At 67.8% G+C, this 24,267-nt stretch carries 25 protein-coding genes; 10 read left to right on the forward strand and 15 right to left on the reverse strand.

What is annotated here, in order from left to right:
- Nucleotides 1-6 precede the first annotated feature (6 nt).
- Complete coding sequence (locus tag EH231_RS03350; RefSeq protein WP_090425299.1) at nucleotides 7-1,029, reverse strand: alpha/beta fold hydrolase; 1,023 nt, start codon at nucleotides 1,027-1,029, stop codon at nucleotides 7-9.
- A gap of 36 nt (nucleotides 1,030-1,065) precedes the next feature.
- Complete coding sequence (locus EH231_RS03355; RefSeq protein ID WP_124711869.1) at nucleotides 1,066-2,091, reverse strand: proteasome assembly chaperone family protein; 1,026 nt, start codon at nucleotides 2,089-2,091, stop codon at nucleotides 1,066-1,068.
- A 167-nt stretch (nucleotides 2,092-2,258) separates the two neighbouring features.
- On the opposite strand from EH231_RS03355, the gene EH231_RS03360 reads away from it, so the two are divergent.
- Nucleotides 2,259-3,083: a trypsin-like serine peptidase gene (locus tag EH231_RS03360; protein WP_090425300.1), complete on the forward strand. Its 825-nt coding sequence runs from the start codon at nucleotides 2,259-2,261 to the stop codon at nucleotides 3,081-3,083.
- On the opposite strand, the gene sthA is transcribed toward EH231_RS03360, so the two are convergent.
- On the reverse strand, nucleotides 3,080-4,495 hold the full coding sequence (gene sthA, locus EH231_RS03365) for a Si-specific NAD(P)(+) transhydrogenase (RefSeq protein ID WP_090425301.1): 1,416 nt from the start codon (nucleotides 4,493-4,495) through the stop codon (nucleotides 3,080-3,082). The genes EH231_RS03360 and sthA overlap by 4 nt on opposite strands.
- Before the next feature lie 166 nt (nucleotides 4,496-4,661).
- On the opposite strand from sthA, the gene EH231_RS03370 reads away from it, so the two are divergent.
- Nucleotides 4,662-5,729: a DUF4192 domain-containing protein gene (locus EH231_RS03370; RefSeq protein WP_124711870.1), complete on the forward strand. Its 1,068-nt coding sequence runs from the start codon at nucleotides 4,662-4,664 to the stop codon at nucleotides 5,727-5,729.
- 4 nt (nucleotides 5,730-5,733) lie between these two features.
- On the opposite strand, the gene EH231_RS03375 is transcribed toward EH231_RS03370, so the two are convergent.
- From EH231_RS03375 to EH231_RS03385, 3 genes are all read right to left on the reverse strand, one after another.
- Entirely contained in the window at nucleotides 5,734-6,423 is a 690-nt protein-coding gene (locus EH231_RS03375; protein WP_055113255.1) for an iron-dependent transcriptional repressor DtxR, read from the reverse strand.
- A 194-nt stretch (nucleotides 6,424-6,617) separates the two neighbouring features.
- Entirely contained in the window at nucleotides 6,618-7,607 is a 990-nt protein-coding gene (locus EH231_RS03380) for a sigma-70 family RNA polymerase sigma factor (protein WP_273545707.1), read from the reverse strand.
- Nucleotides 7,608-7,724: 117 nt separating this feature from the next.
- Nucleotides 7,725-8,171, reverse strand: coding sequence for a DUF3099 domain-containing protein (locus tag EH231_RS03385; RefSeq protein WP_241178099.1), 447 nt, complete (start codon nucleotides 8,169-8,171; stop codon nucleotides 7,725-7,727).
- A gap of 87 nt (nucleotides 8,172-8,258) precedes the next feature.
- Here EH231_RS03385 and EH231_RS03390 point away from each other — a divergent pair, with 87 nt between their 5' ends.
- Nucleotides 8,259-8,495: a DUF3039 domain-containing protein gene (locus EH231_RS03390; protein WP_044517849.1), complete on the forward strand. Its 237-nt coding sequence runs from the start codon at nucleotides 8,259-8,261 to the stop codon at nucleotides 8,493-8,495.
- A gap of 1 nt (nucleotide 8,496) precedes the next feature.
- Here the strand turns inward: EH231_RS03390 and EH231_RS03395 are convergent, their stop codons facing one another.
- Nucleotides 8,497-9,489: a YihY/virulence factor BrkB family protein gene (locus EH231_RS03395; RefSeq protein WP_090425305.1), complete on the reverse strand. Its 993-nt coding sequence runs from the start codon at nucleotides 9,487-9,489 to the stop codon at nucleotides 8,497-8,499.
- Nucleotides 9,490-9,562: 73 nt separating this feature from the next.
- The gene (locus EH231_RS03400; protein ID WP_036444951.1) at nucleotides 9,563-9,754 is read right to left on the reverse strand and encodes a DUF7455 domain-containing protein; all 192 of its coding nucleotides are present in this window, start codon (nucleotides 9,752-9,754) and stop codon (nucleotides 9,563-9,565) included.
- A gap of 159 nt (nucleotides 9,755-9,913) precedes the next feature.
- On the opposite strand from EH231_RS03400, the gene EH231_RS03405 reads away from it, so the two are divergent.
- The 4 genes from EH231_RS03405 (at nucleotide 9,914) to EH231_RS03420 (ending at nucleotide 13,302) form a co-directional block, all read left to right on the forward strand.
- Nucleotides 9,914-10,285: a DUF952 domain-containing protein gene (locus tag EH231_RS03405; protein WP_090426122.1), complete on the forward strand. Its 372-nt coding sequence runs from the start codon at nucleotides 9,914-9,916 to the stop codon at nucleotides 10,283-10,285.
- Between the two features lie 43 nt (nucleotides 10,286-10,328).
- The gene (locus tag EH231_RS03410; protein ID WP_124711872.1) at nucleotides 10,329-10,967 is read left to right on the forward strand and encodes a TetR/AcrR family transcriptional regulator; all 639 of its coding nucleotides are present in this window, start codon (nucleotides 10,329-10,331) and stop codon (nucleotides 10,965-10,967) included.
- An 86-nt stretch (nucleotides 10,968-11,053) separates the two neighbouring features.
- Nucleotides 11,054-12,250, forward strand: a complete 1,197-nt coding sequence (locus EH231_RS03415; RefSeq protein ID WP_124711873.1) for an LLM class flavin-dependent oxidoreductase — start codon at nucleotides 11,054-11,056, stop codon at nucleotides 12,248-12,250.
- Nucleotides 12,250-13,302, forward strand: a complete 1,053-nt coding sequence (locus tag EH231_RS03420; protein WP_124711874.1) for an alcohol dehydrogenase catalytic domain-containing protein — start codon at nucleotides 12,250-12,252, stop codon at nucleotides 13,300-13,302. Before EH231_RS03415 ends, EH231_RS03420 begins: the two co-directional genes overlap by 1 nt.
- A gap of 24 nt (nucleotides 13,303-13,326) precedes the next feature.
- Here EH231_RS03420 and EH231_RS03425 read toward each other — a convergent pair whose 3' ends face one another.
- Genes EH231_RS03425 through EH231_RS03440 form a run of 4 tightly spaced genes read right to left on the reverse strand, consistent with a single transcriptional unit; the run spans nucleotide 13,327 to nucleotide 17,579 of the window.
- The gene (locus EH231_RS03425) at nucleotides 13,327-14,109 is read right to left on the reverse strand and encodes a glucose 1-dehydrogenase (protein WP_205866489.1); all 783 of its coding nucleotides are present in this window, start codon (nucleotides 14,107-14,109) and stop codon (nucleotides 13,327-13,329) included.
- Nucleotides 14,110-14,111: 2 nt separating this feature from the next.
- Nucleotides 14,112-14,909, reverse strand: coding sequence for an SDR family NAD(P)-dependent oxidoreductase (locus EH231_RS03430; protein ID WP_044517860.1), 798 nt, complete (start codon nucleotides 14,907-14,909; stop codon nucleotides 14,112-14,114).
- Between the two features lie 10 nt (nucleotides 14,910-14,919).
- Nucleotides 14,920-15,936: an alpha/beta hydrolase gene (locus EH231_RS03435; protein WP_124711875.1), complete on the reverse strand. Its 1,017-nt coding sequence runs from the start codon at nucleotides 15,934-15,936 to the stop codon at nucleotides 14,920-14,922.
- Entirely contained in the window at nucleotides 15,933-17,579 is a 1,647-nt protein-coding gene (locus EH231_RS03440; protein ID WP_124711876.1) for an AMP-binding protein, read from the reverse strand. Before EH231_RS03440 ends, EH231_RS03435 begins: the two co-directional genes overlap by 4 nt.
- A gap of 147 nt (nucleotides 17,580-17,726) precedes the next feature.
- Between EH231_RS03440 and EH231_RS03445 the strand changes: the two genes are divergently transcribed.
- Nucleotides 17,727-19,169 carry a wax ester/triacylglycerol synthase family O-acyltransferase gene (locus EH231_RS03445; RefSeq protein WP_124711877.1) on the forward strand — a complete coding sequence of 481 codons (1,443 nt, stop codon included), beginning with the start codon at nucleotides 17,727-17,729 and terminating at the stop codon, nucleotides 19,167-19,169.
- Here the strand turns inward: EH231_RS03445 and EH231_RS03450 are convergent.
- A complete protein-coding gene (locus tag EH231_RS03450) occupies nucleotides 19,113-20,135 on the reverse strand; it encodes an acyl-CoA dehydrogenase family protein (RefSeq protein WP_124711878.1) in 1,023 nt (340 codons plus the stop codon). The genes EH231_RS03445 and EH231_RS03450 overlap by 57 nt on opposite strands.
- Nucleotides 20,136-20,209: 74 nt before the next feature.
- Between EH231_RS03450 and EH231_RS03455 the strand changes: the two genes are divergently transcribed.
- A complete protein-coding gene (locus EH231_RS03455) occupies nucleotides 20,210-21,307 on the forward strand; it encodes an acyl-CoA dehydrogenase family protein (RefSeq protein ID WP_090425314.1) in 1,098 nt (365 codons plus the stop codon).
- An 8-nt stretch (nucleotides 21,308-21,315) separates the two neighbouring features.
- On the opposite strand, the gene EH231_RS03460 is transcribed toward EH231_RS03455, so the two are convergent.
- Nucleotides 21,316-22,194, reverse strand: a complete 879-nt coding sequence (locus EH231_RS03460) for an IclR family transcriptional regulator (protein WP_234927112.1) — start codon at nucleotides 22,192-22,194, stop codon at nucleotides 21,316-21,318.
- Between the two features lie 142 nt (nucleotides 22,195-22,336).
- Here EH231_RS03460 and EH231_RS03465 point away from each other — a divergent pair, with 142 nt between their 5' ends.
- A complete protein-coding gene (locus EH231_RS03465; protein ID WP_164480755.1) occupies nucleotides 22,337-23,404 on the forward strand; it encodes an acyl-CoA dehydrogenase family protein in 1,068 nt (355 codons plus the stop codon).
- Between the two features lie 71 nt (nucleotides 23,405-23,475).
- On the opposite strand, the gene EH231_RS03470 is transcribed toward EH231_RS03465, so the two are convergent.
- Entirely contained in the window at nucleotides 23,476-24,267 is a 792-nt protein-coding gene (locus EH231_RS03470; RefSeq protein ID WP_124711880.1) for an SDR family NAD(P)-dependent oxidoreductase, read from the reverse strand.

Below are 24,267 nucleotides of genomic sequence, written 5' to 3' on the forward strand. Positions count from 1 at the left end.
AGAAGGTCAGGTCGCGCTGCGTTCGTCGGCGTCCATCGCGTCGAGCACCGCGATCTGGGTATCGAACGGCCCGGTCATCGCCGATTCGGTCCGTCCGCTGCGCAGCAGGGCGCGGAGCCGATCCTGGTCGTAGACCGACGGTTCGGTCGTGTCGATGAAGCGTTCGACCACCTCGACGAAGCGGTCGGGATCGTCGTGGAACGGAAAATGCCCGGATCCCTTGAAGATCTCCAACTGGGAACCGGGCATCGCGGCGTGGGCCATCCGGGCGTGGCCGACTGGGATCACCGAGTCGGAGTCGCCCCAGATCAGTTGCACGGGAACAGATTCGGTCAAATAACAGCGGTCCAGCATGGTGACCACTTGGCCACGCCAGTCCACCACGGCACGCAGAGTCCGGGCGAACGCCGCCGATGCCGTCGGCTCCGGCAGATCGGCCAGGATACGCACCATGTCCGGAATGTCATGCCCGAGACCGGTTGAGCCCAGCATTGCGCCCGCGGCGCGGGCGGCCAGCTGCATCGCCGGCAGCACCAGGGGAAGCCGCAGCAGCGCCAGGGCCTCACTGCCCATCGGCAGGGAGGCGACCCGCAACGCCACGTTGACGTCCTTGGTGACCCCGCCGGCGCCGACGAGGATGAGGCGGTCGACCAACTGCGGGAACTGGTAGGCGAATTGCATGGCCACGCCGCCGCCCAGGGAATGGCCGACCACGGTCACCCTGTCGATGTCGAGCACGCTGAGCAGGTCGCGCATGCCGTTGGCGTAGGCCGCCACCGAATAGTCCGCCCGCGGCTTGTCAGAGCTGCCGTGGCCGAGCAGATCCGGGGCGATCACGGTGAACCGCTGCGCAAGCGCCGACTGCACGGTGTGCCACGTGGTCGAGTTGTCGCCGATGCCGTGGATCAGCAGGATCGCCGGACCTGATCCGGCGACCCGGAAGGCCCGCCGGTAACCGTGGATCGTGCGGTACTCGAGCGTCGGGGTGAGCTCGCGAACGGTCCGCAGATGGGGTTTGCGCTCGGTCATGCTGGTCAACCTCGCTCTCGGCCCGCCATCGGGCTCCTATGAGTGGTTGTCGCCGGTCGGGAATCCGTCGCCGAAGCCATCTCGTCCGTCTTTGTACTTGTCGTCTTTGTACTTGTCACCGGTCTGCTGGGCGAGGAACCGTTCGAACTCGGCTCCCAGCTCGTCACCGCTGGGCAGCTCCTCGTCACGCGCGAGCAGAGACCGATTCTCCTGTGCGGCAACGAACGCATCGTACTGGCGCTCCAACCCGGTCACCACTTGGGCGACCTCGGCACTGGCCTCTACCTGCTCGTTGATCTTGCCGTACACCTCGGCACCGGCCTCGGACAGCTTCTCCAGCGGCAGTTGTAGCGAACCGGTCCGGGCCACCTCGGCCAGCAGGGCCTCGGCGGCCGGTGGATAGGCCGTCTGGGCCAGGTAGTGCGGGACGTGGACGGTGTAACCCACCACCTCGTGGCCGTGCTGGGCCATCCTGAACTCGAGCAGGTTGGAGACGCTCGCCGGAACCTGGACTTCGCCGACCCAGGGGGTGTGGTCGGCGATCAGTTCCTTGTTGTTGGCGTGCGCGGTGAGCATGACGGGGCGGGTGTGCGGCACCGCCATCGGGATGGTGCCGAGGCCGATCACCCGCCGCACCGCGAGCTGCTCGGAGAGCAGCCGCACCGCGGTGATGAACCGCTCCCACCTCAGGTCCGGTTCCAGGCCGGCCAGCAGCAGGAACGGCGTGCCCACGTCGTCGTGCAGCGCGTACAGGTTCAGCTCGGGTTCTTCGTAGCTGGTGAAGTGGTCGGTCTTGAACGTCATCAGCGGCCTGCGGGACCGGTAGTCGAGCAGCTCGTCGATGGCGAAGGAGGCCACCAGTTCGGTGTCGAGGGTGTCCTTGAGGTGCTCGGCGGCGAGCCGGATGGCGTGACCGGCATCCGAGAACCCCTCCAGGGCATGGATCAGTACCGGGCCACTGCCATCCGAGGAGGACAGCTGCGGCGCCGGGAACTCAAGCTCGTACATACCGCTCTGATCGGGCTGGTAGTGCTGGTCTGGGGTGTCGGTGCTGTCGGTCATCTCGCTTCGTCTCCTCGCTGCGGCAGGACGCTGTGACGGCCTACCGCCATGCCATCTAGTGTCCCGCATACCCGGGCTGGGGGTCGTTCCGCCCCGCTAGTGCGTGCGAACGCGCCGGGACGGGTTCGGCATTCCGGCGGATATCCCCACGATCAGGCAAAATCGTGATGATGCAGGTGACCCGGATGGTGAAGCTCACAGTCGCGGCGGCAGCGATGACTGCCGGGGTCGCGGCGTGCACCGGTCCCGGCGCCATGACCGCAGGCGGCGGAACCGCCCCCACCTCGGCCCCGCCGAGCAGTCCGCCGGTGGCGGCCAGCCCGTTGTCGCAGGCCGGGGCCGAGTCGGTGACGCCGGACCGGCGGGTCGGTGCGCTGTTCCTCGGCGACACCACGACGCACACCTGTAGCGGATCTGTTCTGGCCAGCGCGTCCGGCAATCTGATCCTGACGGCTGCGCACTGTCTACTCGACGGTGTCGACACCACATTCGTCCCCGGGTTCGACGCCAGCGGTGGTGATACCTGGCATGTCAGCACGGTGTATCTGGACCCGCGCTGGCTCGCCGAGCAGGATCCGCAAGCCGACTACGCCATCGTGCGGGTCACCGGCGGCTCCGGGGTGAGTCTGCTCGCGGCGGCCGGGGGCGGGCTGACACTGGGTTCGGCGCCCGCGCCGGGTGTTCCGGTGACGGTGACCGGCTACCCGATGGGCGAGGGCGGCAGCCCACTGGCGTGTCGCGGCGCGACCGAATGGTCACCGCAGGGGTTCCCGTCTCTGGCCTGCGCGGGCCTGACCGACGGTTTCAGTGGTTCCCCGTGGGTTTCCGGGTCGACGGTGACCGGTCTGGTCGGCGGACTCGACGGGGGAGGATGCGACGACGACGTGTCCTACTCGCCGCACTTCGACGACCGGATCGCCCGGTTACTGGTCCGGGCCGAGGCAGGCGGACCCGGCGACGCCGCGCCCGCCGCACTCGAATCCGACTGCTAGAACCGGAACTGGTTGAGCGCGCGCAGCTTGTTCATCACGTCGAGCGCCGCGACCTTGTACGCCTCTGAGAACGTCGGATAGTTGAACACCGCGTCGACGAGGTATTCGACGGTGCCGCCGCAACCCATCACGGCCTGCCCTATGTGCACCATCTCGGTGGCGTTCGTGCCGAAGATGTGCACGCCCAGCACCCGCAGGTCCTCGGTGGACACCAGCAGTTTGAGCATCCCGTAGGAGTCGCCGGCGATCTGGCCGCGGGCCAGTTCGCGGTACCGGGATACGCCCACCTCATATGGGATCGAGTCCTTGGTCAGCTCCACCTCGGTGGCCCCGACGAAGGACACCTCCGGGATCGAGTAGATGCCGATCGGTTGCAGGCTCATCATCGCCTTGGTGGGCTCGCCGAAGGCATGGTAGGCGGCCAACCGGCCCTGCTCCATCGATGTCGCGGCCAGCGCCGGGAAGCCGATGACATCGCCGACCGCGTAGATGTGGTCCACCTTCGTGGTGAAGTTGTCGTCGACGTAGATGCGGCCGCGGCTGTCGGCTTCCAGGCCGGCGTTGGCCAGATCGAGATGTTCGGTCTGCCCCTGGCGCCCAGCCGAATACATCACGGTCTCGGCGGGGATCTGCTTGCCGCTGGCCAGGGTGGTCACCGTGCCCGAGGTACCGATGTCGACAGCGGTCACCTCTTCGCCGAACCGGAACGTCACCGCGAGGTCGCGGAGGTGGAAGCGCAGGGACTCGATGATCTCGGGATCGCAGAACTCCAGCATGTCGTCGCGTTTCTCGACGACGGTGACCTTGGTGCCGAGGGCGGCGAACATCGACGCGTATTCGATGCCGATCACCCCGGCCCCGACCACCACCATCGAGGTGGGCAGAGTAGCGAGATTGAGGATGCCGTCGGAATCGAGCACGCGTGCCTCGTCGAATGTCACCCCGGCCGGCCGGGCCGGTTTGGTCCCGGTGGCGATGACGATGAAACGTCCACGGACAGTGACGAGTTCGGCGCGACCGGGATCCTCGACGACGATCGTGTGGTCGTCGGAGAACCGGCCGTGGCCGGTGTAGAGCTCGACGCGGTTGCGCATCAGCTGGGACCGCACGACGTCGATCTCCTTGCCGATGACGTGCTGGGTGCGGGACAACAGATCGGCCGGGGTAATCTTGTCCTTGACGCGGTAGCTGGCGCCGTAGAGCTCGCGCTGGCTCATGCCGGTCAGGTAGACGACCGCCTCGCGCAGCGTCTTGGACGGGATGGTGCCGGTGTTGACGCACACCCCGCCGAGCATCATGCCCCGCTCGATCACCGCAACGGACTTGCCGAGCTTGGCCGCGGCGATGGCGGCGCGTTGACCGCCGGGACCCGAACCGATGACGACGAGGTCGTACTCCTGCATCGAACCCATGGGAAAACTATTTACGCCGGTTGCCGCCTTCTCGCATGTCGGCGAGACCGAATACCGGATGAACAAATGCCTCGGGTTATCCCCAGCGCGGAGTCCATCCCCAGCCGGCGGCAACCGGCGGGTTCGGGCGACGGCCCGTGACGGCTCCGGTTGGCACGGTCGGGCCATGACAACGCCATCGCCATCCTCGCCAGAGTTCGACTTCCACCTCACCCGTCCCGGTGCGCTGATCGCCGCGCTACCCGCAGTGCTCGGATTCGTGCCGCACCGCAGCCTCGTCCTGGTCACGGTCGACCGGGGCGAGTTGGGCTGCGTCATGCGCGCCGATCTGGCAGACGACATGACCGAATGCGTCGAGCATCTGGTCGGCCTCGCGGCCGCGGCCGGCGTAGACGCGGTCATCGCGGTAGTCGTGGACGGGGACAGCCCGGACTGCCAGGCGTGCGATGACCGCTATCGCGACCTGGCGTCGATGCTGGACCAGGCGCTGGCCGCCGACGGCATCGAGCTCTATGCCGCGCATGTCGTGGACAAGGTGGCTGCCGGTGGTTTCTGGCGCTGTGCCGACGGCTGCGGTGAACACGGGAGGGTGGACGACCCCGGTGCGTCGCCACTGGCGGCGGCCGCGGTGCTGGACGGCAGGCGGCTCTACGCCAGCCGTGACGAACTGCTGCGGGTGATCCAGCCGGACCCGGTCGCCACTGACGCGATGAGGCGCCCGCTGGCGCTCGTGACACAGCGGCCCGGGTGCCCGGAGGCGCGCCCCGATGCCGAGGTGCGTCGGGATGTCGAGGCCGCGATGACAGCGGCCCTGCAGGTGGCGAAGGGCGATGCACCCGGTGTGGCCGAATTGGCGCAGCTGGCCGTGGGGCTGGCCGATCCACGGGTCCGCGACACGCTCTACGCGCTGGCGGTCGGGGAGTGCGCCGATCAGGCCGAAGCCTTGTGGGCCCTGCTGGCCCGCAATCTTCCCGACCCGTGGCGGGTGGAAGCTCTTGTCCTGCTGGCTTTTTCGGCGTACGCGCGTGGTGACGGCCCGCTGGCCGGAGTTTCCCTGGATGCGGCGTTGCGGGCGCGGCCGACGCACCGGATGGCCGGCATGCTCGACTCCGCGCTGCAATCGGGGATGCGCCCGGAGCGGATCCGGGAGCTGGCGGTCACCGGGTATCGGCTGGCCGAGCAGGTCGGCGTCCGGTTACCGCCACGACGGACGTGGCGGCGCAGGGCCGGTTGAGCGGCTAGACCTTTTCGACGCGGACCGCGTGCGCCATGTGATGGGGCAGCTCGACCTGTTCGTGCCCGGGGATCACGATCATCACGCCGCCGTGGTCGTTGGCCTCCACGGTGACCCTGGCGTTCGGCACAACGCCGGCATCCTTGAGCCGGCCGATGAGCTCGGTGTCGCCCTGCACGTGCTCGGTGAGCTGGCGCACCACCACCGCCACAGGCAGCCCGACGGGGAGTTCGGTGAGCCGGACCAGGCTGACATCGTCGTAGCCGGCCGCGCCGACCCCGAGATCCGACAGGCCCGGGATGGGATTGCCGAACGGCGAGGTGGTGGGGTTGTCGAGCACCTGGACCAGGCGCCGCTCGACATCCTCGCTCATCACGTGCTCCCAGCGGCACGCCTCGGCGTGGACGTCCTCCCACGGCAACCCGATCACGTCGACGAGCAACCGCTCGGCCAGCCGGTGCTTGCGCATCACGGCGACCGCGAGGGCGCGGCCCTTGTCCGTCAGTTCGAGGTGGCGGTCGCCGGCCACGTGCAACAGGCCGTCGCGCTCCATGCGCGACACCGTCTGGCTGACCGTCGGACCGCTCTGGTCGAGCCGTTCGGCGATGCGGGCACGCAGCGGCACCACGCCCTCTTCCTCGAGGTCGTAGATCGTTCGTAGGTACATCTCGGTGGTGTCGACCAGATCGTTCATGCGCGCCTTCCCAGCCCAAACGTCACCGCACAGTCTACCGTTCCCGGCGTCTGAACTGCGGCGCAACATAGGGGCGTCGGGCAGGTCACATCATCGCGGAAAACCCCAGGACATATGGGCAAAAAATGACCGGAAACACCTGGATACGCGATGTGCCCCGCCGGGAAACCGGCGGGGCACATCGTCAGGAGGGACTAGCTGGCGTAGGAGCGGAGCCGATCGGCACGCTCGCCATTGCGGAGCTTGGCCATCACCTCACGCTCGATCTGGCGGACCCGCTCGCGGGACAGGCCGAACAGCTTGCCGATCTGGTCCAGGGTGCGGGGCTGGCCGTCGTCCAGGCCGAACCGCAACCGGATCACCTGCTGTTCGCGCTCGTCGAGCGTGGCCAGCACGTGGCGGATGTCGGTGTGCAGCAGCTCGGAGATCACGGCGTTCTCGGCCGACATCGCCTCGGAGTCCTCGATGAAGTCGCCCAGCGGGGCTTCTTCGTCGGTGCCGACCGGCATGTCCAGGCTCACCGGATCGCGGCTGTGCTCCAGCAGGTCGTTGATCTTCTCGACCGGGATACCGGACTCTTCGGCCAGTTCCTCGTCGGTGGCCTCGCGGCCCAGGTTCTGGTGCATCTCACGCTTGATCCGGGCCAGCTTGTTGACCTGCTCGACCAGGTGGACCGGAAGACGGATGGTGCGGCTCTGGTCCGCCATCCCGCGGGTGATCGCCTGGCGAATCCACCACGTGGCGTACGTGGAGAACTTGAAGCCCTTGGTGTAGTCGAACTTCTCCATCGCGCGGATCAGACCTAGGTTGCCTTCCTGGATCAGGTCCAGCAGCGGCATTCCACGACCCGTGTAGCGCTTCGCCAGTGAGACCACCAGGCGGAGGTTGGCTTCCAGCAGGTGCCGGCGCGCTGCCTCTCCGTCGCGGACCACAGTGGCCAGATCGCGTTTGCGGTTCTCGCCCAGGCGCTTCTTGGTGCTCAGCACGTGCTGGGCGTACAAGCCTGCCTCGATGCGCTTTGCGAGCTCTACCTCATCGGCGGCGTTGAGCAACGCCGTTTTGCCAATGCCGTTCAAATACACGCGCACGAGGTCGGCGGCAGGGCTCTGGGCGTCCAGATCACTGTCGACGCGGCTTGTGGTGGCATTTGCCATGACGGCCTCCTGATCAGCTCGAACTGTCATGATCTACAACGTCGTAGACGCCATGAGAGTTCCCGCCGATCCCCGGATTCATACCCGTTGAGCTGGGGTTTTTCCGAACCGACCTGAGAATGTCCTGAGAATAGCTAAAGAAGCCGCTCAGGCGGGGTCATCGTCGCCGGATCGCGCTGCGTCCGGTTGCGGTGGCACAAACGGTTCCTTCTGTAACGCCGGCCGCTCCGCGGTGGGGAACAGTGGAATCCGCTCGCCGTGACCGGCGTAACGCCGTGGCTCCTCGGCGCTGCGCGGGGGACGATCGTTGGCGATCAGCACCGCCATCCAGGGCAGCGGTATCGACGCCACGATGATCGCGAGCGAGATGAGCCCGTTCTGCCAGATGTTGTAGGCGACGGCGGCGAGGATGAGTGCGGGGATGCGGAAGGCCATCAGCGTCAGGTACTTGCGGACACGCTGGCGATGCTGCACTTCGTAGGAGGGTGCGGCTTTGGTGATGAGAACCGGGCGGGCTTCCTTGCCGAAATCGTCGCCGAAATCGTCGTCGAAACTCAGCTCGTGGCTTTGTTTCATGCCTCTACTGTTCCACACCTGGACCGCGTGGTGGCAGGCGGATTTCCCTATGCCCCGCAGCCAGGCACAATAAAAACCCGCGGACGTGAGGAGCACAATAAAACTATGCAGACCCAGACCATCGAGCGCCCGGACACCGACGAACGCGTCGACGACGGGACCGACGACGACACCCCCAAGTTCTTCCACTACGTCAAGAAGAACAAGATCGCCGAAAGTGCCGTCATGGGCACCCATGTGGTCGCGCTGTGCGGCGAGGTGTTCCCCGTGACGAAATCGGCCAAGCCGGGCTCTCCGGTGTGCCCGGATTGCAAGAAGATCTACGAATCGCTCAAGAAGTAACTCACGAAGCGGGCGGCGGCCGGGGCGGTGACAGGGGCTCGGGCACTCGGGGTTCGACCGGTGCCTGGGCGCCGCCGTTGAGGGCTTTGTCCTCCAGCCATTCCCGCAGTCTCCTGGCGTGGGTGTCCGACGCGGGCCACTCCTCTTGAATGGCCGCATTGAGTTCGGCGCCGAGCATGATGGCAAAACCCAGGAAGAACGCGAACAGCAAGAACGCGATCGGCGTGGCCAGCGCGCCGTAGGTGTAGCCGGTGCTGGTGATCCAGGTCAGGTAGATCCGTAACCCGAACGTGGCGACCAGGAACACCACGGTGGCCAGCACCGCGCCGAGCATCAGGCGGTGCGTCGGGATCGGTGCGGGCAACGAGACCCGATACAGGATGGTCACCCCGACGAACACCGCCAGGAACAACGCCGGGTAGTAGCCGTAACGCAGCACGTTGTCCCAGCTGTCCGGGATGTGTTCGGAGATCGCCCGGGGTCCGAGCGCCAGCAGCGGCGCCAAGCCGATCGCGGAGACCAGCATGATCACGTACAGGCCCAGCGCGTAGAAGCGCTGTCGCACCGGATGCCGCAGCGGTGTCTGATCGTGGGCCTCCACGATGGAGTCCACGAATGCCGACACCGCCGACGACCCGGCCCACAACGAGATCACGAAACCCACCGACACCACCTCGCCCCGGGCGCCCTTCACGATGTCGCGGATCGTCGGTTCGATGATCTCGTTGACGACGTTGGGGGAGAAGAAGCTGTTCGCCGCGTTGATCAGTTGGTCCTGGATCGTCGGCAGGGTGTCCGGCCCGAACAACGGCGCGATGTAGGCCAGGCTGCCGAGCATCCCCAGCAGGAGGGGAGGCAACGACAACGCGCACCAGAACGCCGCCTGCGCCGATTCCGAGAAGATGGAATCGTCCCAGCTCTTCGACAACGTGCGCCGAGTGATGTGCCAGATGTGGTGGCGTGATGGTGGTACTGGAAGCGGCTGGCCAGTCATGACCAGTCAAGCATTACTGACGAAACGTGCTCCTGCCCAGGCGGGTGGTGTCCGAGACGACGGCTGATGGCCGTCAGGCGTCTGCGGTGCTGGTTTCCAGCACCGCGGCCAGCTCGACCAGCTTGGCTTCGTGCTCGTTGGCATGGTGTTGGCAGAAGAGCAGCTCGGCCCCCGAAGGCAGCTTCGCGCGCACGCGTGCGGCCGCACCGCAACGATCGCAGCGATCGGCTCTGGTTAGCTCCGGGCTTGTCAGAGTTGCGTTCATGGCTCCTCCGTCTTCTGCTCTGCGCATCTCGGCAAAGTCGTCGTGATTGCGTATGTCTACTCTGTCAGACGTTTTGGATTCCGGCCTTGTTCCCCAAGGGTTCACCGGTGTGTCGTGTCTCACTTGGTCGCCGTGTTGCTGGACAGGCAAGCTGACGGTATGCATCCATCGCCGCGTGTCCTGGTTCACTTGTGCAGCGCCGAGGACTGGCTGACGGCTCAGCGGAGCGGCGAACATCGCCCTGACTCACTCGGCGTGCAGGGCTTCGTCCACCTCTCGGCTCCTGAGCAGGTACATCTGCCCGCGAACCGGCTCTACTCCGGACGCGGCGACCTGGTGCTGCTGCACATCGATCCGGCGAAGCTCACCGATCCGGTGCGCTGGGAGCCGGGGGTTCCGACGGACCCCGAGGCGATGCTGTTCCCGCATCTGTACGGTCCGCTGCCGGTAGACGCTGTGATGACCACCACGGTCTACGAACCCGACGATCAGGGACGGTTCGCGCCGTTGGCCGACACGCCGTCGGGGTAGAGCGCAGCTCAGCGGCCGGTGCGGCACGTGACATGCTCGTCACGTGTCCGGCGCGGCCCAGAATCGGCAGGGCGCGGCCACCCGGCTGCGCCTGGTGAAGGCTGCCGAACGACTGTTCGCCGCCCAAGGGGTGGATGCGGTATCCGTGCGGGCGGTCAACGCGGCCGCGGGCCTCGGCGCGGCGTCGGTGCACTACCACTTCGGATCCAAAGATGACCTGCTGCGCGCGGTGCTCACCGACGTCGGTGCGCCGGTGCGCGACGAGATCGCCGCCAATGTGGCGGTGCTCGCGGCCGATCCGGTTGCGCCCAGCCCCGACGCTCTCGTCCGGGCGGTGACCGAGCCGTACCTGAAACTGCTGCTGCGCCACCGCGTCCGGGGCATGCGCTGGATCAAGATCATCGCGCAGATCTCGCAGGAGAACAATCCGGTGCTGCTCGATACCGAGCAGCGCCTGCCCGACGAATTGTTCGCACAGGTCCAGCGGGTGTTTCCCGATTCGGATCCGGGCCGCCTGGAACTGCGGTGGGCCATCTCGATCATGAACTTCATCCAAGCGCTGAGCCGGGCCGACGAATGGCGCCGCAACGGTAGCCGGCTGGACGAGGGCGAACTGCGGGATTTCTACGAAGACCTCGTGTGTTTCGTCGTCGGCGGAGTCGATCGCCTCCTCGGTTCCTGACTGATCCGTCCTACCCAGCGGGAGCTTCCGCGGCAAAATTTCTGGATCACTTGATCCAATCAGTTGATCCAGATAGCGTCCCGGGCATGTGGAATTCGAGCTCGATCAAGTTCGGGGCGTTCCTGGCGCCCTATCACCCCCTCAACGCCGACCCGGCACTGCAGTTGCGGCGTGACATCGATCTGATGGAACATCTGGACCATCTCGGATTCGACGAGGCGTGGATGGGTGAGCACCACTCCACCGGATCCGAAACCGTCCCTGCGCCAGACGTGTTCATCGCGGCGGCGGCCGAACGCACCGAACGCATCCGGTTCGGCACCGGTGTGATGTCGCTGCCGTACCACCACCCGCTGATCACCGCGGACCGCATCACCCAACTCGATCTGCAGACGCGCGGCAGGCTGATCGTCGGCACCGGCCCGGGCAAGATCCCGCTGGACGCGCACATGATGGGGATCGACCCGATCGACCAGCGCCGGATGCAGGGTGAGGCACTGGAGGCGGTACTGCGCCTGCTGCGCGGCGAGGTCGTCGACATGGAGACCGACTGGTTCACGCTGCGCGATGCGCGGGCCCAGCTGCCCACCTACGACCCGGCCGGTGTCGAGGTGGCGACCGCGTCGACCATCTCTCCGAACGGGTCGGTGCTCGCCGGCACGCACGGATTGTCCCTGCTGTCACTGGCCGCCAGCTCGCCGAGCGGATTCGAGGTGCTGGACCGCAACTGGGGTGTGTACGAGCAGGTTTCGGCAGCGAACGGGCATCGGGCGGACCGCTCCACCTGGCGCCTGGTCAATCCGATGTTCATCGCCGAGACCCGGGCCGAGGCCGAACGGGCCGTCAGCCGCCGGATCCACGCCATCGCCGAATACGTCAACCGGCAGCAGGGCATCCACCCCGACTGGGCGCAGACACCCGAGGGCATCATCAACCAGTGGCGTACCGACAACCTGGGCGAGTTCGGTCAGGTGATCATCGGCACGCCCGAAGATGCGATCGCACAGATCGAGCGCCTCATCGAGAAGACCGGCGGATTCGGCACGCTGCTGATCCTGCATGTGGACATGGCCAGTTGGGAGGACACCAAGCGCAGCTATGAACTGTTCGCCTCCGAAGTGGTACCGCATTTCAAGAAGCGCAACGCAGGCCGGCAGGCCAGCCTGCAGTTCGCCGAGGACAACAGCGAGTACCTCCTCGGCGGCCTGATCGGCGCAATCACCAAGGCGCACACCGACTATTACGGCCAGCCTGCCGAGCAGCTCGCCGGGCAGCGGGCGTGATGCGCGCGGCCGAATACTTCGACGGTCGGTTCACCGTCACCGACGTCACCGAACCACCCGCCACCGGGCCTGGACAACTGCGCATCAAGGTCGCGGCCTGCGGCATCTGCGGCAGCGATCTGAGCATGTCCAAGGATCCGTGCCGGTTCGTCTCTGTCGCGGCGGCCGGAGGGTTCCCGCTCGCCGTGTTCGACCACAGCAAGCCCATCGTGCTCGGGCATGAGTACGCCGGCACGGTCGTCGAATGCGGCGCGGGTGTCACCGATTTCGAGGTGGGCGACCGGGTCGCGGGCATCGGCGTCGCAACCGAGGCCGACACCGGAATCCCGACGATCATCGGCTATTCGAACGAATACCACGGGGCCTTCGGCGAATTCATCGTCGTCGACGGTTTCTGGGTGCGCAAGGTGCCCGACGGCCTGTCGCTCGAACACGCGACCCTGGCCGAACCGCTGCACGTGGGTGAGATGCACGTGCAGCAATCGGGCCTCACCGAGACCGACGCCGCCCTGGTGATCGGTTGCGGCTCCATCGGTCTCGGTACGATTCTGGCGGCCAAGGCGCATGGTGCGCACACCGTCATCGCCGCCGAGCCGTCGCCCAAGCGCCGCGAGCTCGCCCTCAAGATGGGCGCCGACATCGTGGTCGACCCCGATGAGCAGGATCCGATCGAGCGCTGGAACTCGATGCTGGCTGAGGGCAAGGGCGGCTCAGGCATCCTCATCGCCTACGAGTGCAGCGGGCGCGTCGGCACCCTTAACACCCTGACCCACACTCTGCCGTTCGGTTCCCGGATCCAGGTCGTCGCTTCACCTTTCGGTGACGAGACGATCATCCCGGTGGTGGCCCAGTTCCGGCAGATCGCGATCAACTTCGGACACGGCCCCTACCACGAGGCCTACGAGACCGTGCTGAAGCGGCTGGCCGACGGCGAGATCGACGCCGAGGCGATCATCACGGGCCGCGTCGGACTGGGCGGTCTGGGCGACGCGTTCGAGGCGCTGCGGGATCCCGAGGCGCACGTCAAGATCCTGGTGCTGCCCGGGGCGTGAGCGGCCGGGGACCTCGCCTGGGGTTCAGCTGGTGTGGGCCGGCGTCACCGGAATCCGGCCCGCGCTGGCGCCGCCGTCGACCGTCAGGTCCGCGCCGGTGATGTACGACGACGCATCCGAGGCCAGGAACGCGACGACGTCAGCAACCTCTTCGGGGGTGCCGACGCGCGTGAGCGGTGCACCGGGATGGCCGCCGAGGCCGCGTTCCACCTCAAGGTGGGCGATCATCGGTGTGTCGATCATCCCGGGGTAGACAGTGTTGACGCGAATACCCAACGGGCCCAGCTCGATTGCCGCGACCTTCGACATGCCGCGCAGGCCCCACTTGGATGCGCCGTATGCGGTGTAGCCGGCGAGTCCCTGCACGCCCGCCTGCGACGAGATGTTGACGATCGATCCGCCGCCGGCGGCCTTCATCGGTTCCGTGACGGCCTGGATCCCGAGAAAGGCGCCGATGAGGTTGACCCTCAGCATCTGCTCGAATCCGGCGGTGTCCTGCTCGGCCAGCGGCACCACCTTGCAGATGGCGGCGTTGTTGACCAGTACGTCGACCCGGCCGAACTCTGTGACCGCGGTGTCGACCGCCACGCGCCAGTCGGTTTCGCTGCCGACATCGTGGCGGACGAAACGGGCGGCGGCGCCGATCGATTCGGCGACCCGCTCACCCTCCTCGGCGAGGACGTCGGTCAATACCACCCGGGCGCCGAGGGCGGCGAACAACCGCGCTTCGGCCTCACCCTGTCCGCGTGCGGCGCCGGTGACGATCGCGACCTTGCCGGACAGATCCATCAGCTTTGCGTCTGTCATCACTACTTCTCGTTCTGGTCGATGCCGGTCAGCAGGATCTCCGACATCCGGCGGGGGAACTCGGTGACCTTGGCCATGGCCACGATCTGACGCGGCATGACGACATGGCGCTTGTTGCGTTCGATGGCGTCGGCGATGGCAGTGGCCACCACCTCGGGCTCCAGCGCGGACGACGGCAGCATGCGCAGGCGTTCGAACCGCTCGATGGTCTTGCGGGCGGGCGTGAATTCCCGGATGTGGTCGATCATGTCGGTCCGCACCTCGCCGAGCTGGACGAGCGTGGTGCCCACGGGCTTGCCCCGCAGCTCCGCGCGGATGCCTGCGGTGAAATGGCTCAGTCCGGCCTTGGAGGTGCCGTACAACGTGACGCCGGGACCCTGCGCGATCGCCCCGTAGGACGACACGTTCACGATGTGACCGCGGCCCCGGCGCACCATCCGAGGCATGGCCTGTCGGCACAGCTCCAGGGGCGCGGCGAGGTTGACCTGCAGGAGGTTCTGCACGTCGGAGGCGCTGGCGTCGGGGAACAGGCCCACCCGGTCGATTCCGGCATTGTTGACCAGGATGTCGACCGGGCCGTCGGCCTCGACCTGGTCCAGCAGTGCCTCGACGGCGGCGGGATCGGTGAGGTCGGTGGGGTAGGCCTTGCCGCCGATCTCCTTGGCGAGCAGGTTGAGCGACTCGGCATCACGCGCCACCACGGCGACGTCGACACCGCGGGCGGCCAGCACCTCGGCGATGCTCTTGCCCAGTCCGCGGCTCGCGCCGGTGACCAGAGCGCGGGTGTTCGCAAGCTTCATGGGTTGCCTTTCAATGGTTTTCAGGTGTGGTCTTCGTTGTTCGGTTCGGGACGTACAGGGCCTCGCGGACGACGGCGCACACGTCTTCGGTGGCCTCGGCCGCGGCGGGGAGGTGATCGGCGAGGTTGAAGAATCCGTGGAAACCGCGCTCGTAGCGCCGGACGCTGACTTCCGCGCCGCCGGCGGCGAGCATGCGGGCGTATTCCTCGCCCTCCTCGCACAGCGGATCCAGCGCCCCGGTCAGCACGTGTCCATCCGGAAGCCCGGTCATGTCACCGAGAATCGGCGACGCCGACACCTCGGCCTGGGCGCCGCTGGCACCGAGGTACTGCGCGGTGAACCACTGCATGTGCTCGGCGGTCAGCACCCCGCTCTTGGTGTGCGGGCTGGACAGCGACGACTTGCGGCGCTGGTCGACCACCGGGTAGATCAGCACCTGGAATGCGATGGGCGGTCCGCTGCGGTCCCGGGCCGTCATCGCCACCACCGCCGCCAGGTTGCCGCCCGCGCTGTCGCCCGCGACCACCAGCCGGGCCGGGTCACCGCCGAGCTCGGAGGCGTGGGCAGCCGCCCATTCGGTTGCGGCCCAGGCATCTTCGACGGCGGCAGGATAGGGATGCTCCGGTGCCAGCCGGTAATCGACCGAGATCACAATCGCGCCGATGCCGTTGGCGAGCCTGCGGCAGCACGAGTCGTGGGAGTCGAGGTCGCAGAGGACGAACCCGCCGCCGTGGAAATAGACCAGTACGGGCAGTCCGGCGTCAGTGTCGATGCAGGAGTCGGCGGGGTCCAGCGGATGGTAGATCCGCACCGGGATGTCGCAGGCAGGCCCGGGAACGGCCCGGTTTTCCACGCTGCTCACCTGCATGGGCCTGGCCGGTCGGCGGCTGGCCTTGAGCCGGGCCCGCACCTCGGCCGCGGCGGCGATGGGGTCGTTGCCGCCGGAGAGGATCGGGGCGAACGCGTCGCCCATCCGTCCGGCGACCTCGCGCTTCATGGTCTCGTCGGGCGTGGGTGAGCCGGTCACCTGGAACCCCCGGTCAGCTCGCCGCGCAGCACCTTGCCGGTGGCATTGCGGGGCAGCCTGCTCAGGAACTCGACGTCCCGGGGGATCTTGTACCGGGCCAGGTTCGCCCGCACGTAGTCCCTGATGTCATCGGGGGCCAGGGTGGCTCCGTCGATCAGCACCACATAGGCGTTGAGCCGTTGGCCGAAATCGTCGTCGCTGACCCCGATCACCGCCACCTCGTCGACCTCTGGGTGGCTGGTGATCAGGTTCTCGACCTCCAGCGGATAGACGTTCTCGCCACCGCAGATCACCATGTCGTCGTCGCGGCCGTCGATGTAGAGCCGGCCGGTGTCGTCGAAGTGGCCGACGTCGCCGCTGCTCTGCAGTCCGTCGATCGACTCCTTGGTGCGGCCGTCGGTATAGCCGGCGAAGCTCACGTCGCTGCCGGCGAAAACCCGGCCGATCACTCCCGGCTCGGTGATCTGCACACCCTGCGAGTCGTACAGACGCACCGCACACCCGACCGGCGCCCGGCCCGCGGTCCGCGGATCGTGCAGCAGGTCCTCGGGCATCGCGACGGTCATGACCGCGAGTTCGGTTGAGCCGTACAGGTTGTAGAGCACCGGACCGAATTCGGCGAGGGTGCGCTCGACCAGGTCGGGTGGCATGGCCGAGCCCGAGACGAAGATGATCTTGAGCGACGACGTGTCGTAGCGATCGCGAACATCCTTGGGCAGCGCCAGGATTCGCTGCAGCATCGTGGGCACCACGACCAGCACGTCGCAGCCGTGGTTCTGGACCGCGCGCAGCGTTTCCTCGGGGTTGAACTTGCGCCGCAGGACCAGGCGGTTGCCCAGCGCCAGCGACAGCACCGCCTGGCCGAGCCCGGTGCCGTGGAACATCGGCGCGGCCAGCATGCAGGTCTGGCCGCGGCGCCGCGGCACCCGGTCCAACAGCTGCGCCGAGAACAGGGGAGAGGTCTTGCCGCGCGGGGCGCCCTTGGGCGTGCCCGTGGTGCCGCTGGTCAGCAGCGTCATGCCACCCGGCTTGGCGGGTGCGGCCACCGGCGCGGGTGAGGTGGCGGCGATCAGGCCCTCCAGCGACCCCTCGACATCGGCTGTCGAGCGTTCATCGGTCCACGCCAGGAAGCGCCGAACCCCCGGATCGATGGCGCTCACCAGGTCGGTGAACTCCTCGTCGTAGATCAATACGTTGACCTTCTCGCGAGCCGCGACATCCGCGAGCTGCGGCTTGGCGAAGCCGGTGTTCATCAGCAGCAGCTGCGCCCCGACCTTGCCGGCGGCGGCCAGGATGGTGACCAGCCCTCGGTGATCCCGGCACAGCGCCGCGATCACCGCGCCCGCGCCGATACCGCGTGAGTTCCAGGCCCGGGCAAGTGCATTCACCCGGTCGTTGAGTTGGGCGAACGTCACATCGCCCCATTCGTCGGTGATGGCGATGGCATTGGGATCGCGGGTTGCGGCGCTCTCGATCACGGCGGCGAAGCCCCCGAACCGGCGGACCAGCTTGGCCTGCCGGATGCCGTCGGCGGCCCCGCCGGACAGGCCTGACTCGCGGAGCACGGCGACGCTGCGGGCGACCACCCGGAGTCGATTGACCCTGGCGACGAGGCCGGCAGGGCGCGGAATAGCTCGCTTCATGGCGCAAACCGTACGGCGCACCGAGCCGGCCACGAGCCACGCAGTCTCGCTGGGCGGGACAGCTTGTCTACTGGGACACACGTTTGGATAAGAGTGATGGCAGCCACAGAAAGAGCCGTAATGGCGGCCGGACAAGCGAGGTTGAGAATGCGGCGTTTGAAGGGTGAGGACAACAGCTTCCTGGCATGGGAGAGCTCCGTCCAACCGCAGCACACGATGAAGGCCGTCGTGCTCGACCCGAGCCAGATGTCCGAACCGCTCACGTTCGACCGCCTCAAGACCGCCGTGCAGGGCTGGGTCGATCAGATCGAGCCCATGCAGTGGCAGTTGCTGTCCCCGCGAGTGGGGTTCGGCCGGCCGTGGTGGGTTTCGCGGCCGCAGATCGACATCGAGCATCATCTGCAGCGGACCACCGCGCCCGCACCCGGCGGAGACGAGGAGCTCGCCGCGACCATCGGCGAGATCTTCGAGGTGGCGCTGGATCGCGGTCGGCCGGCCTGGCAGCTGTGGTACGTCGAGGGCCTGGCCGACGGGCGCGTCGCGCTGGTGCTCAAGATTCACCATGCCGTCGCCGACGGCACCGCCTCACTGCGGCTACTGGAAACCCTCTACAGCGCGGACCCGCAGACGCCGTTGCCGCAGCCGCGGTCGACGCCGTTGCCGAACGAGCGCCGCCCGGCCCCGTGGCTCTGGTGGCCGCGCGTGCTGCGCCACCAGATCGCGGCACTGGCACGTTTCCCGAGCATCATCGCCCGCACCGCGGCGGTCACCGGGGTGATCCGCCGCCGTCAGAAGGCCGGAAAGCCCGGTTACGCAGAAGCTTTCGCCGCACCGGCCATGCCCTTCAACGAACCGTTCTCGGCCAGCCGCCGATTCGCCTACCGGCGCTGCGACGTGACAGAGATCAAGCGGGTGTCGAAAGCGTTCGGCGTCACCATCAACGACGTTTTCCTCACCATCTGCGGTGGGGCGCTGCGCGACTACCTGGCCGAGAACGGACAGCTCACCGACGAGAGCATGACCGCCGTGGTGCCCGTGTCGATGCGCCCGGACGAAACCGAAGCCGAGTGGGGCAACAAGGTGGCGCGCTGGAACGTCGACCTCGCGACCCACATCGCCGATCCGGTGGAGCGATTGGCCGCCGTCGCCTCGGCGACCCGCACCGCGCGTGAGGTGCAGGCCGAGCGCGACGCCTGGCTGCAGCACGACTGGATGGAGTACTGGCCGCTGTTCTGGTTGTACTCGCGGGTGTTGCCGATCCTCGGGGCCAAGATGAAGCGGCGCCCGATGTTCAGCCTGATCGCGTCCAACATGCGCGGCCCGCAGAACACCCTGTACTGGGGCGGTGCGCCGATCGAACAGCTCATCTCCTCGGGGCCGATCGTGTTCCCGATGGGATTGAATTTCACCGGATGGAGCTATCGCGACGAGATGGCGATCTGTGTGCTGACCTGTGGTGATCAGGTGTCGGACCCGTACGGGATCGCCGACCGGGTGCCGCAAGCGCTGGCCGAGCTGTCAGCGCGGGCGAACTCAGCCGGCGTTGAGGTCCCCGCCGATCCGTCGGATCGTCAGGCGGTATCCGGCTAGGACGTCGAGCCACAGGCGGGCCACCGGATCCGTCGCGTCCAGCGCGTGCCGGCTGCCGCTGCTCAACAGTTGGTCGGCGGCGTTGCGAGCGCGGGTGACGGCCTGGCGCAGCGCTGTCGCGGCGCCGGCAGCGTCGGCGCTCAGCGCCGCGACGAGTTGCAGCCGCGCGGCGTCGATGTCCGACTCCGCCTTGGCCACCAGTACCGCCGAAGCCGTCAGTTCGGTCGTGTCCTCGCTGCCGTACGAGGTGGCCAGTCGGCGGCGGACCTGGCCGACGTGTGCCTGCCACACGCCGGAGGCCGCGCCGACGACGGCGGCAGTGCGCGCGACTCCGGCGAGAATCCCGTAGGGAGGCCCGGCATCATCGAATTCTCCCGTGGCACAAGAGCTGTCGTCGGGACTCTCGAACACGGCCTGTGTGTCGACGAGCGCATCGGACACCGCGACGTCGCCGATTCCGGCGGCATCCAGGCCGCGCAGGCCGGCCTGTTGGTCTACCCGCACCGTGTCCCGGGGGAGAAGGACGCACCGGACCGAGTCCCCGTCCAGGGCGCTCAGCAGCAGCCAGTCCGCGCACAGCGCACCGGTCACCGACTCCCAGCGGCCCGTCAACCGAAACTGTCCGGCCTCGGCGGTCAACAGTCCCGCCGGCTCCTCGCAGGCGGCGACGAGGGCGCCGGTGTCGGCGCCCCATACGCGTTCGGCAGCAGCATCGCCCAGGCTCGCAACCCGATAGGCCGAGGTATTGACGGCCGCGGCGAACCACCCGCCCGATCCGTCGCGCTCGGCGAGGTCGGCCACCGCCGCGATGAAGCCGGACACCACCGAGGCCGACCGGGAGGCCGCGCGCCCGCCGAAGCGGACCGGCTGCAGCAACCGGCACGATTCCGAATCGCGCAGGACGGCAATCGATTCAGCAGCCGAGACACCGGGATCGGTACCGGGTGCACCGGGCGGCTCGGCCATATGACCTCCTGGGAGGGGTGACGAATGGTATCCACGATGGTGACATACCGGACGGGAAGGACAGGGCGGCACTGATGACGCAGAATGTGCGCGCTGCGGTGGGTCAGGCACTGCCGGCGATCGCCGACGCCGCTGCCGATGTCGACCGCACCGGGGCCGTCGACCCGTCGGTGATCAGCGATCTGCACGATGCGGGTTTCTTTGCGATGCTGCGGCCCAAGGCGTTCGGCGGGATGGAAGCCGACCCGGCCGAGTACCTGGCGGTCACCCGCGACCTGTCCGCGGCGTGTACCTCCACCGGCTGGCTGGCCGGGTGGTTGGGGGTCAACACCTGGCATCTTTCTTTGTTCGACGAGCGTGCCCAGCGCGATGTGTGGGGGCGGGACCCGCGGACCCTGCTCTGCGAGTCGTATGCCCCGACGGGCCGGCTCGAACGGGTCGGCGACGAATTCCGGTTGTCCGGCCGGTGGAGCCGGTGCACCGGAATCCTGCACGCGTCATGGCTCATGGCTGCCGCGGTGCTGGTCGGAGAGGACGGTGCGGCCCAGGATTTCCTGGTGGCCCTGGTGCCGCGAGCCGACTTCGTCGTGGAATCGAGTTGGAACAGCGTGGGATTGCGCGGTATCGGCGCTCACGATGTCGTCGTCTCGGGTGCGGTGGTTCCGCGATACCGGACGTTCGGCTGGGTCAGCGGCGAGCAGCTCGGCACACTGGCTCCGCTGTACCGGCTGCCGCAACCGACCATGTACACCCACACCGGCACGGTTCCCCTGCTCGGTGCGGCCGAGAACATCCTCTCGGCGTTGCGGCCCCGGGCCGGCTCATCGGTCGAGCCGGTGGCCATGGCGTGCAGCGACCTCGAGTTGTCGGTCGCCCAGATCGAACGCAACCTCGGCGACCTGATCGAGTCCGCGCGTGCCGACCGCGCCCCGGGCAGCGACCTGGTACTGCGATCGCGCCGGGACCAGGTGCTGGCCTCCGAACGCGCCGTCGCGGCGATCCGGACGTTCATCGCGCACTCGGGCGGCCGCGATACCGAGGACCCGCTGGTGGAGCGGGTGTGGCGCGACGTCCAGACCGCGCAGACCCACGTTGCCAGCAATGTGGAGCAGGTGCTGGCACTCGTCGGTCGCCACTCGTTCGGCATGGAGGTCGACGAGATCCTCTGGTAGTCGTGGCGTCAGACCCACGCGTCGGAGGTGAGCGTCCGCAGCACGCGGGACAGGAGGTTGTCGGTGGCCTGCGCCTGGGACGGGGCCGCCGACGTGGCATCCCGGCCGGCGCCGAGTTGCTGGGAAATGTGCCGGGCCGCGCGGATCACGAACGGGGCGGTCCGCTGCAGGCGGTGCAACGGGACCGCACCGGTCAGGGACAGGCCCGCCACCTCGCCGTCGGCAGAGCGCAGCGGGGCCGCCACGCTGGTCAGCCCGATCGCCAGTTCCTCGTTGTCGTAGGCCAGGCCGTGCCGCGAGCGGATCCGGGCCAGTTCCCGGTGCAGGGTCTCCAGATCACCGATGGTGGACCGCGTCGACCGGGTCAGCCGTGGCCCCAGGACTGCGTCCACCTCCTCGGCGGGCAGCTGGGCCAGCATGGTCTTTCCCAGGGCGCTGGCGTGCGCGGGGGTGTGCCCGGCGACGCGGGTGGGCACCACCGCGCTGTTGCGGCCGGCCACCTTGTCGAGGTAGACGACGTCACCGCCGAACAGCACCCCGAGGTGCACCACCAGTCCGGTGTCGGCATGCAGGCGGGACAGGGTGGAGGATGCCACGCTGCGCAGCTGCGAATGGTCCACCATCCGGGTCACCGGCAGCGGGGAGGCGGCCAGCGCGTAGCCGTCGGGACGGTGCTGCAGGAGCCCGGCGCTGTGCAACTGTTTGAGAATCCGGTGCACCGAGGACCGGGGCAGTCCCGTCCGGCCGGCGACCTGGTCCAGCCGCAGGTGCTTGCCCGGTTCGTCGAAGACGTTGAGGATCAGGGCGACACGGTCCACCATCGATACGGCCGTGTCGCGCTGTTCGGCGCGTGGTCGTGACGTCGCGTCACTGGCGGATGCCGGCACCTGCGCCCCCTCGGACGTCGAGCAATGGGTCACCCACCATCTCACTCAGCGGGATCGCGCCGCAAGCACATGACACAAGTACCCGACCATGAGGGTCGGCACGCGATGCGCGACAAGGGAGTTTTGGATGCGTGGTGTTGAAATGACCAGGGACGTTCTCGACGGCATCAATGACAATGCCGATCGGATACAGGCACTCGGGCCCGTCAACGAGAAGCTCGGCCGGCTCGACAACCGGACGGTCGACGCGCTGCGAGAGTGCGGGGTGATGCACATGCTGCAGCCCGAGGAGTTCGGCGGGATCGAGACCCATCCCGGCGACTTCGCCGAGGCGGTGCTCGAGATCGCCCGGCTGGACGGCTCGGCGGGCTGGGTCGCCGGTTCGGTCGGCGTGCCGCCATGGGCATTGGCCTCGGCCGACCGTCGTCTGCGCGACGAGGTGTGGGAGGCGGATCCCGACGTCTGGATCGCCTCGGCGCACACGCCTGCCGGGGTGCTCCTGCCTGTCGACGGCGGCTATCGCCTTTCCGGCGAGTGGCGGTCGGTCGCGGCGATCGACCACTGCGAGTGGGTGGTCGTCGGCGCCCGTGTGGTGGGTACGGGGGATACCGACGGACTCGGGTATTCGCTTGTGCCGCGGTCGGATCTGAGCATCGTCGAGGAATCCTGGGATGCGATCGGGTTGATCGGTACCGGAAGCAAGAGCATCGCGATCGATGACGCGTTCATCCCGGGACATCGGTTGCTGAACCACAACAGCATCGTCGACGGCACCGCGGCGGGACGCGCGGGCCTGCGCAATCCCATCTACCACATTCCGCTCAGTACCATTGCACCGCTGGGAATCACGGCCGCGGTGATCGGCATGGCCGAGGGTGCGCTGGCCCACCACGTCGACGCGGTGGGCTCAGAGGGTCCGGTCTCCGAACACGCCGCCGCCGAGATCCGGGCGTCGCGGCTGGCGCTGCTCGACACGCTCACGGCGTCGTTCAACCGGGTGCTGGACGGGCCGATCGACCCGGGTATGCGGGCACGTGCACGCCGCGACCAGATCGCCGCGGCTCGCCGGGCGGTGCGTGCGATCGATGAGATCGTCTGCCACTCAAGCGTTGAGGCCCTGCGCCGCAACAGCCCGGTGCAGCGGTTGTGGCGGGATGCCCACGTCGGTCTCGCGACGGTCGTCGGCGAGTCGAAGGCCGTGGCCCCGTAGCCCGACGGCTCCACGGAAGAACGGTGGGCGGCGCTGAGGTCAGCGCCGCCCACCGTTTTCGTCACCTGTGATCAGGCGTGCGTTCCGCCGTCGATCCGGATCTCGGTGCCGCTGATGAACGCACCGTCGTCGGATACCAGCATCGCGATGACGCCCGCGACCGCGGACGGGGCACCCATCCCGGCACCGCCGGAGGCCAGGTTGGTCGGCATGATCGGCGACAACTTGGCGAACAACGACCAGTCGCTGTCGGCGGGAACGAGTCCCGGTGTGGCGTCGGTGATTCCGGACTTGATACTGCCCGGCGCCACGCTGACCGCCCGCAGGCCCTGCTTGCCGTACTCCAGGGCAAGCGCATGGGTCATTGCCTGGATGCCGCCCTTGCTGGCCGCATAGGCCGCCATGTACGGATGGGCGAACGCCGCCGACGTCGAACTGAAGTTCACGATCGCACTCTGCGGATTCTCCAGCAGTGCCGGCAGAGTCTCGCGGATCACCAGGAACGTCCCCGTGAGATTGACGGTGATGATCTGGTTCCACGCCTGCAGGCTCATCTCGTGGGTGTGCACCGCGCGCAGCATGCCCGCGGCGTTCACCACTGCATCGAGCCCGCCCAGCGTCTCGACTGCGGCACGCGCGCCGTCGACCACCGACGCCTCATCGCCGATGTCCATCGTCAGCGCGGTGAGGCGGTCTGCGGTGCCGGCCTCCTGTGCGCTCTGCCGGGTGGTTTCCAGGCCCTCGGCGGAGATGTCGGCGCCGACGACCGCGGCACCCTCGTCCAGCAGTCGCAGCGCGGTGGCCTGTCCGATCCCGGATCCTGCGCCGGTGACCAGGATTCGGCGGCCCTCAAGTCGATTCAT

Source organism: Mycolicibacterium nivoides (assembly GCF_003855255.1).
Classification (GTDB): Bacteria; Actinomycetota; Actinomycetes; order Mycobacteriales; family Mycobacteriaceae; genus Mycobacterium; species Mycobacterium nivoides.

Bases quoted from the DNA above. Each gene is read 5' to 3' on its own strand.
- EH231_RS03390 (WP_044517849.1), top strand. From the start codon at position 8,259: ATGCAGACCCAGACCATCGAGCGCCCGGACACCGACGAACGCGTCGAC.
- EH231_RS03425 (WP_205866489.1), bottom strand. From the start codon at position 14,109: ATGACAGACGCAAAGCTGATGGATCTGTCCGGCAAGGTCGCGATCGTC.
- EH231_RS03375 (WP_055113255.1), bottom strand. From the start codon at position 6,423: ATGAACGATCTGGTCGACACCACCGAGATGTACCTACGAACGATCTAC.
- EH231_RS03350 (WP_090425299.1), bottom strand. From the start codon at position 1,029: ATGACCGAGCGCAAACCCCATCTGCGGACCGTTCGCGAGCTCACCCCG.
- EH231_RS03415 (WP_124711873.1), top strand. From the start codon at position 11,054: ATGTGGAATTCGAGCTCGATCAAGTTCGGGGCGTTCCTGGCGCCCTAT.
- EH231_RS03405 (WP_090426122.1), top strand. From the start codon at position 9,914: ATGCATCCATCGCCGCGTGTCCTGGTTCACTTGTGCAGCGCCGAGGAC.
- EH231_RS03450 (WP_124711878.1), bottom strand. From the start codon at position 20,135: ATGGCCGAGCCGCCCGGTGCACCCGGTACCGATCCCGGTGTCTCGGCT.
- EH231_RS03380 (WP_273545707.1), bottom strand. From the start codon at position 7,607: ATGACAGTTCGAGCTGATCAGGAGGCCGTCATGGCAAATGCCACCACA.
- EH231_RS03395 (WP_090425305.1), bottom strand. From the start codon at position 9,489: ATGACTGGCCAGCCGCTTCCAGTACCACCATCACGCCACCACATCTGG.
- EH231_RS03370 (WP_124711870.1), top strand. From the start codon at position 4,662: ATGACAACGCCATCGCCATCCTCGCCAGAGTTCGACTTCCACCTCACC.
- EH231_RS03465 (WP_164480755.1), top strand. From the start codon at position 22,337: ATGACCAGGGACGTTCTCGACGGCATCAATGACAATGCCGATCGGATA.
- EH231_RS03355 (WP_124711869.1), bottom strand. From the start codon at position 2,091: ATGACCGACAGCACCGACACCCCAGACCAGCACTACCAGCCCGATCAG.
- EH231_RS03360 (WP_090425300.1), top strand. From the start codon at position 2,259: ATGATGCAGGTGACCCGGATGGTGAAGCTCACAGTCGCGGCGGCAGCG.
- EH231_RS03445 (WP_124711877.1), top strand. From the start codon at position 17,727: ATGCGGCGTTTGAAGGGTGAGGACAACAGCTTCCTGGCATGGGAGAGC.
- EH231_RS03430 (WP_044517860.1), bottom strand. From the start codon at position 14,909: ATGAAGCTTGCGAACACCCGCGCTCTGGTCACCGGCGCGAGCCGCGGA.
- EH231_RS03455 (WP_090425314.1), top strand. From the start codon at position 20,210: ATGACGCAGAATGTGCGCGCTGCGGTGGGTCAGGCACTGCCGGCGATC.
- EH231_RS03470 (WP_124711880.1), bottom strand. From the start codon at position 24,267: ATGAATCGACTTGAGGGCCGCCGAATCCTGGTCACCGGCGCAGGATCC.
- EH231_RS03400 (WP_036444951.1), bottom strand. From the start codon at position 9,754: ATGAACGCAACTCTGACAAGCCCGGAGCTAACCAGAGCCGATCGCTGC.
- EH231_RS03420 (WP_124711874.1), top strand. From the start codon at position 12,250: ATGCGCGCGGCCGAATACTTCGACGGTCGGTTCACCGTCACCGACGTC.
- sthA (WP_090425301.1), bottom strand. From the start codon at position 4,495: ATGGGTTCGATGCAGGAGTACGACCTCGTCGTCATCGGTTCGGGTCCC.
- EH231_RS03440 (WP_124711876.1), bottom strand. From the start codon at position 17,579: ATGAAGCGAGCTATTCCGCGCCCTGCCGGCCTCGTCGCCAGGGTCAAT.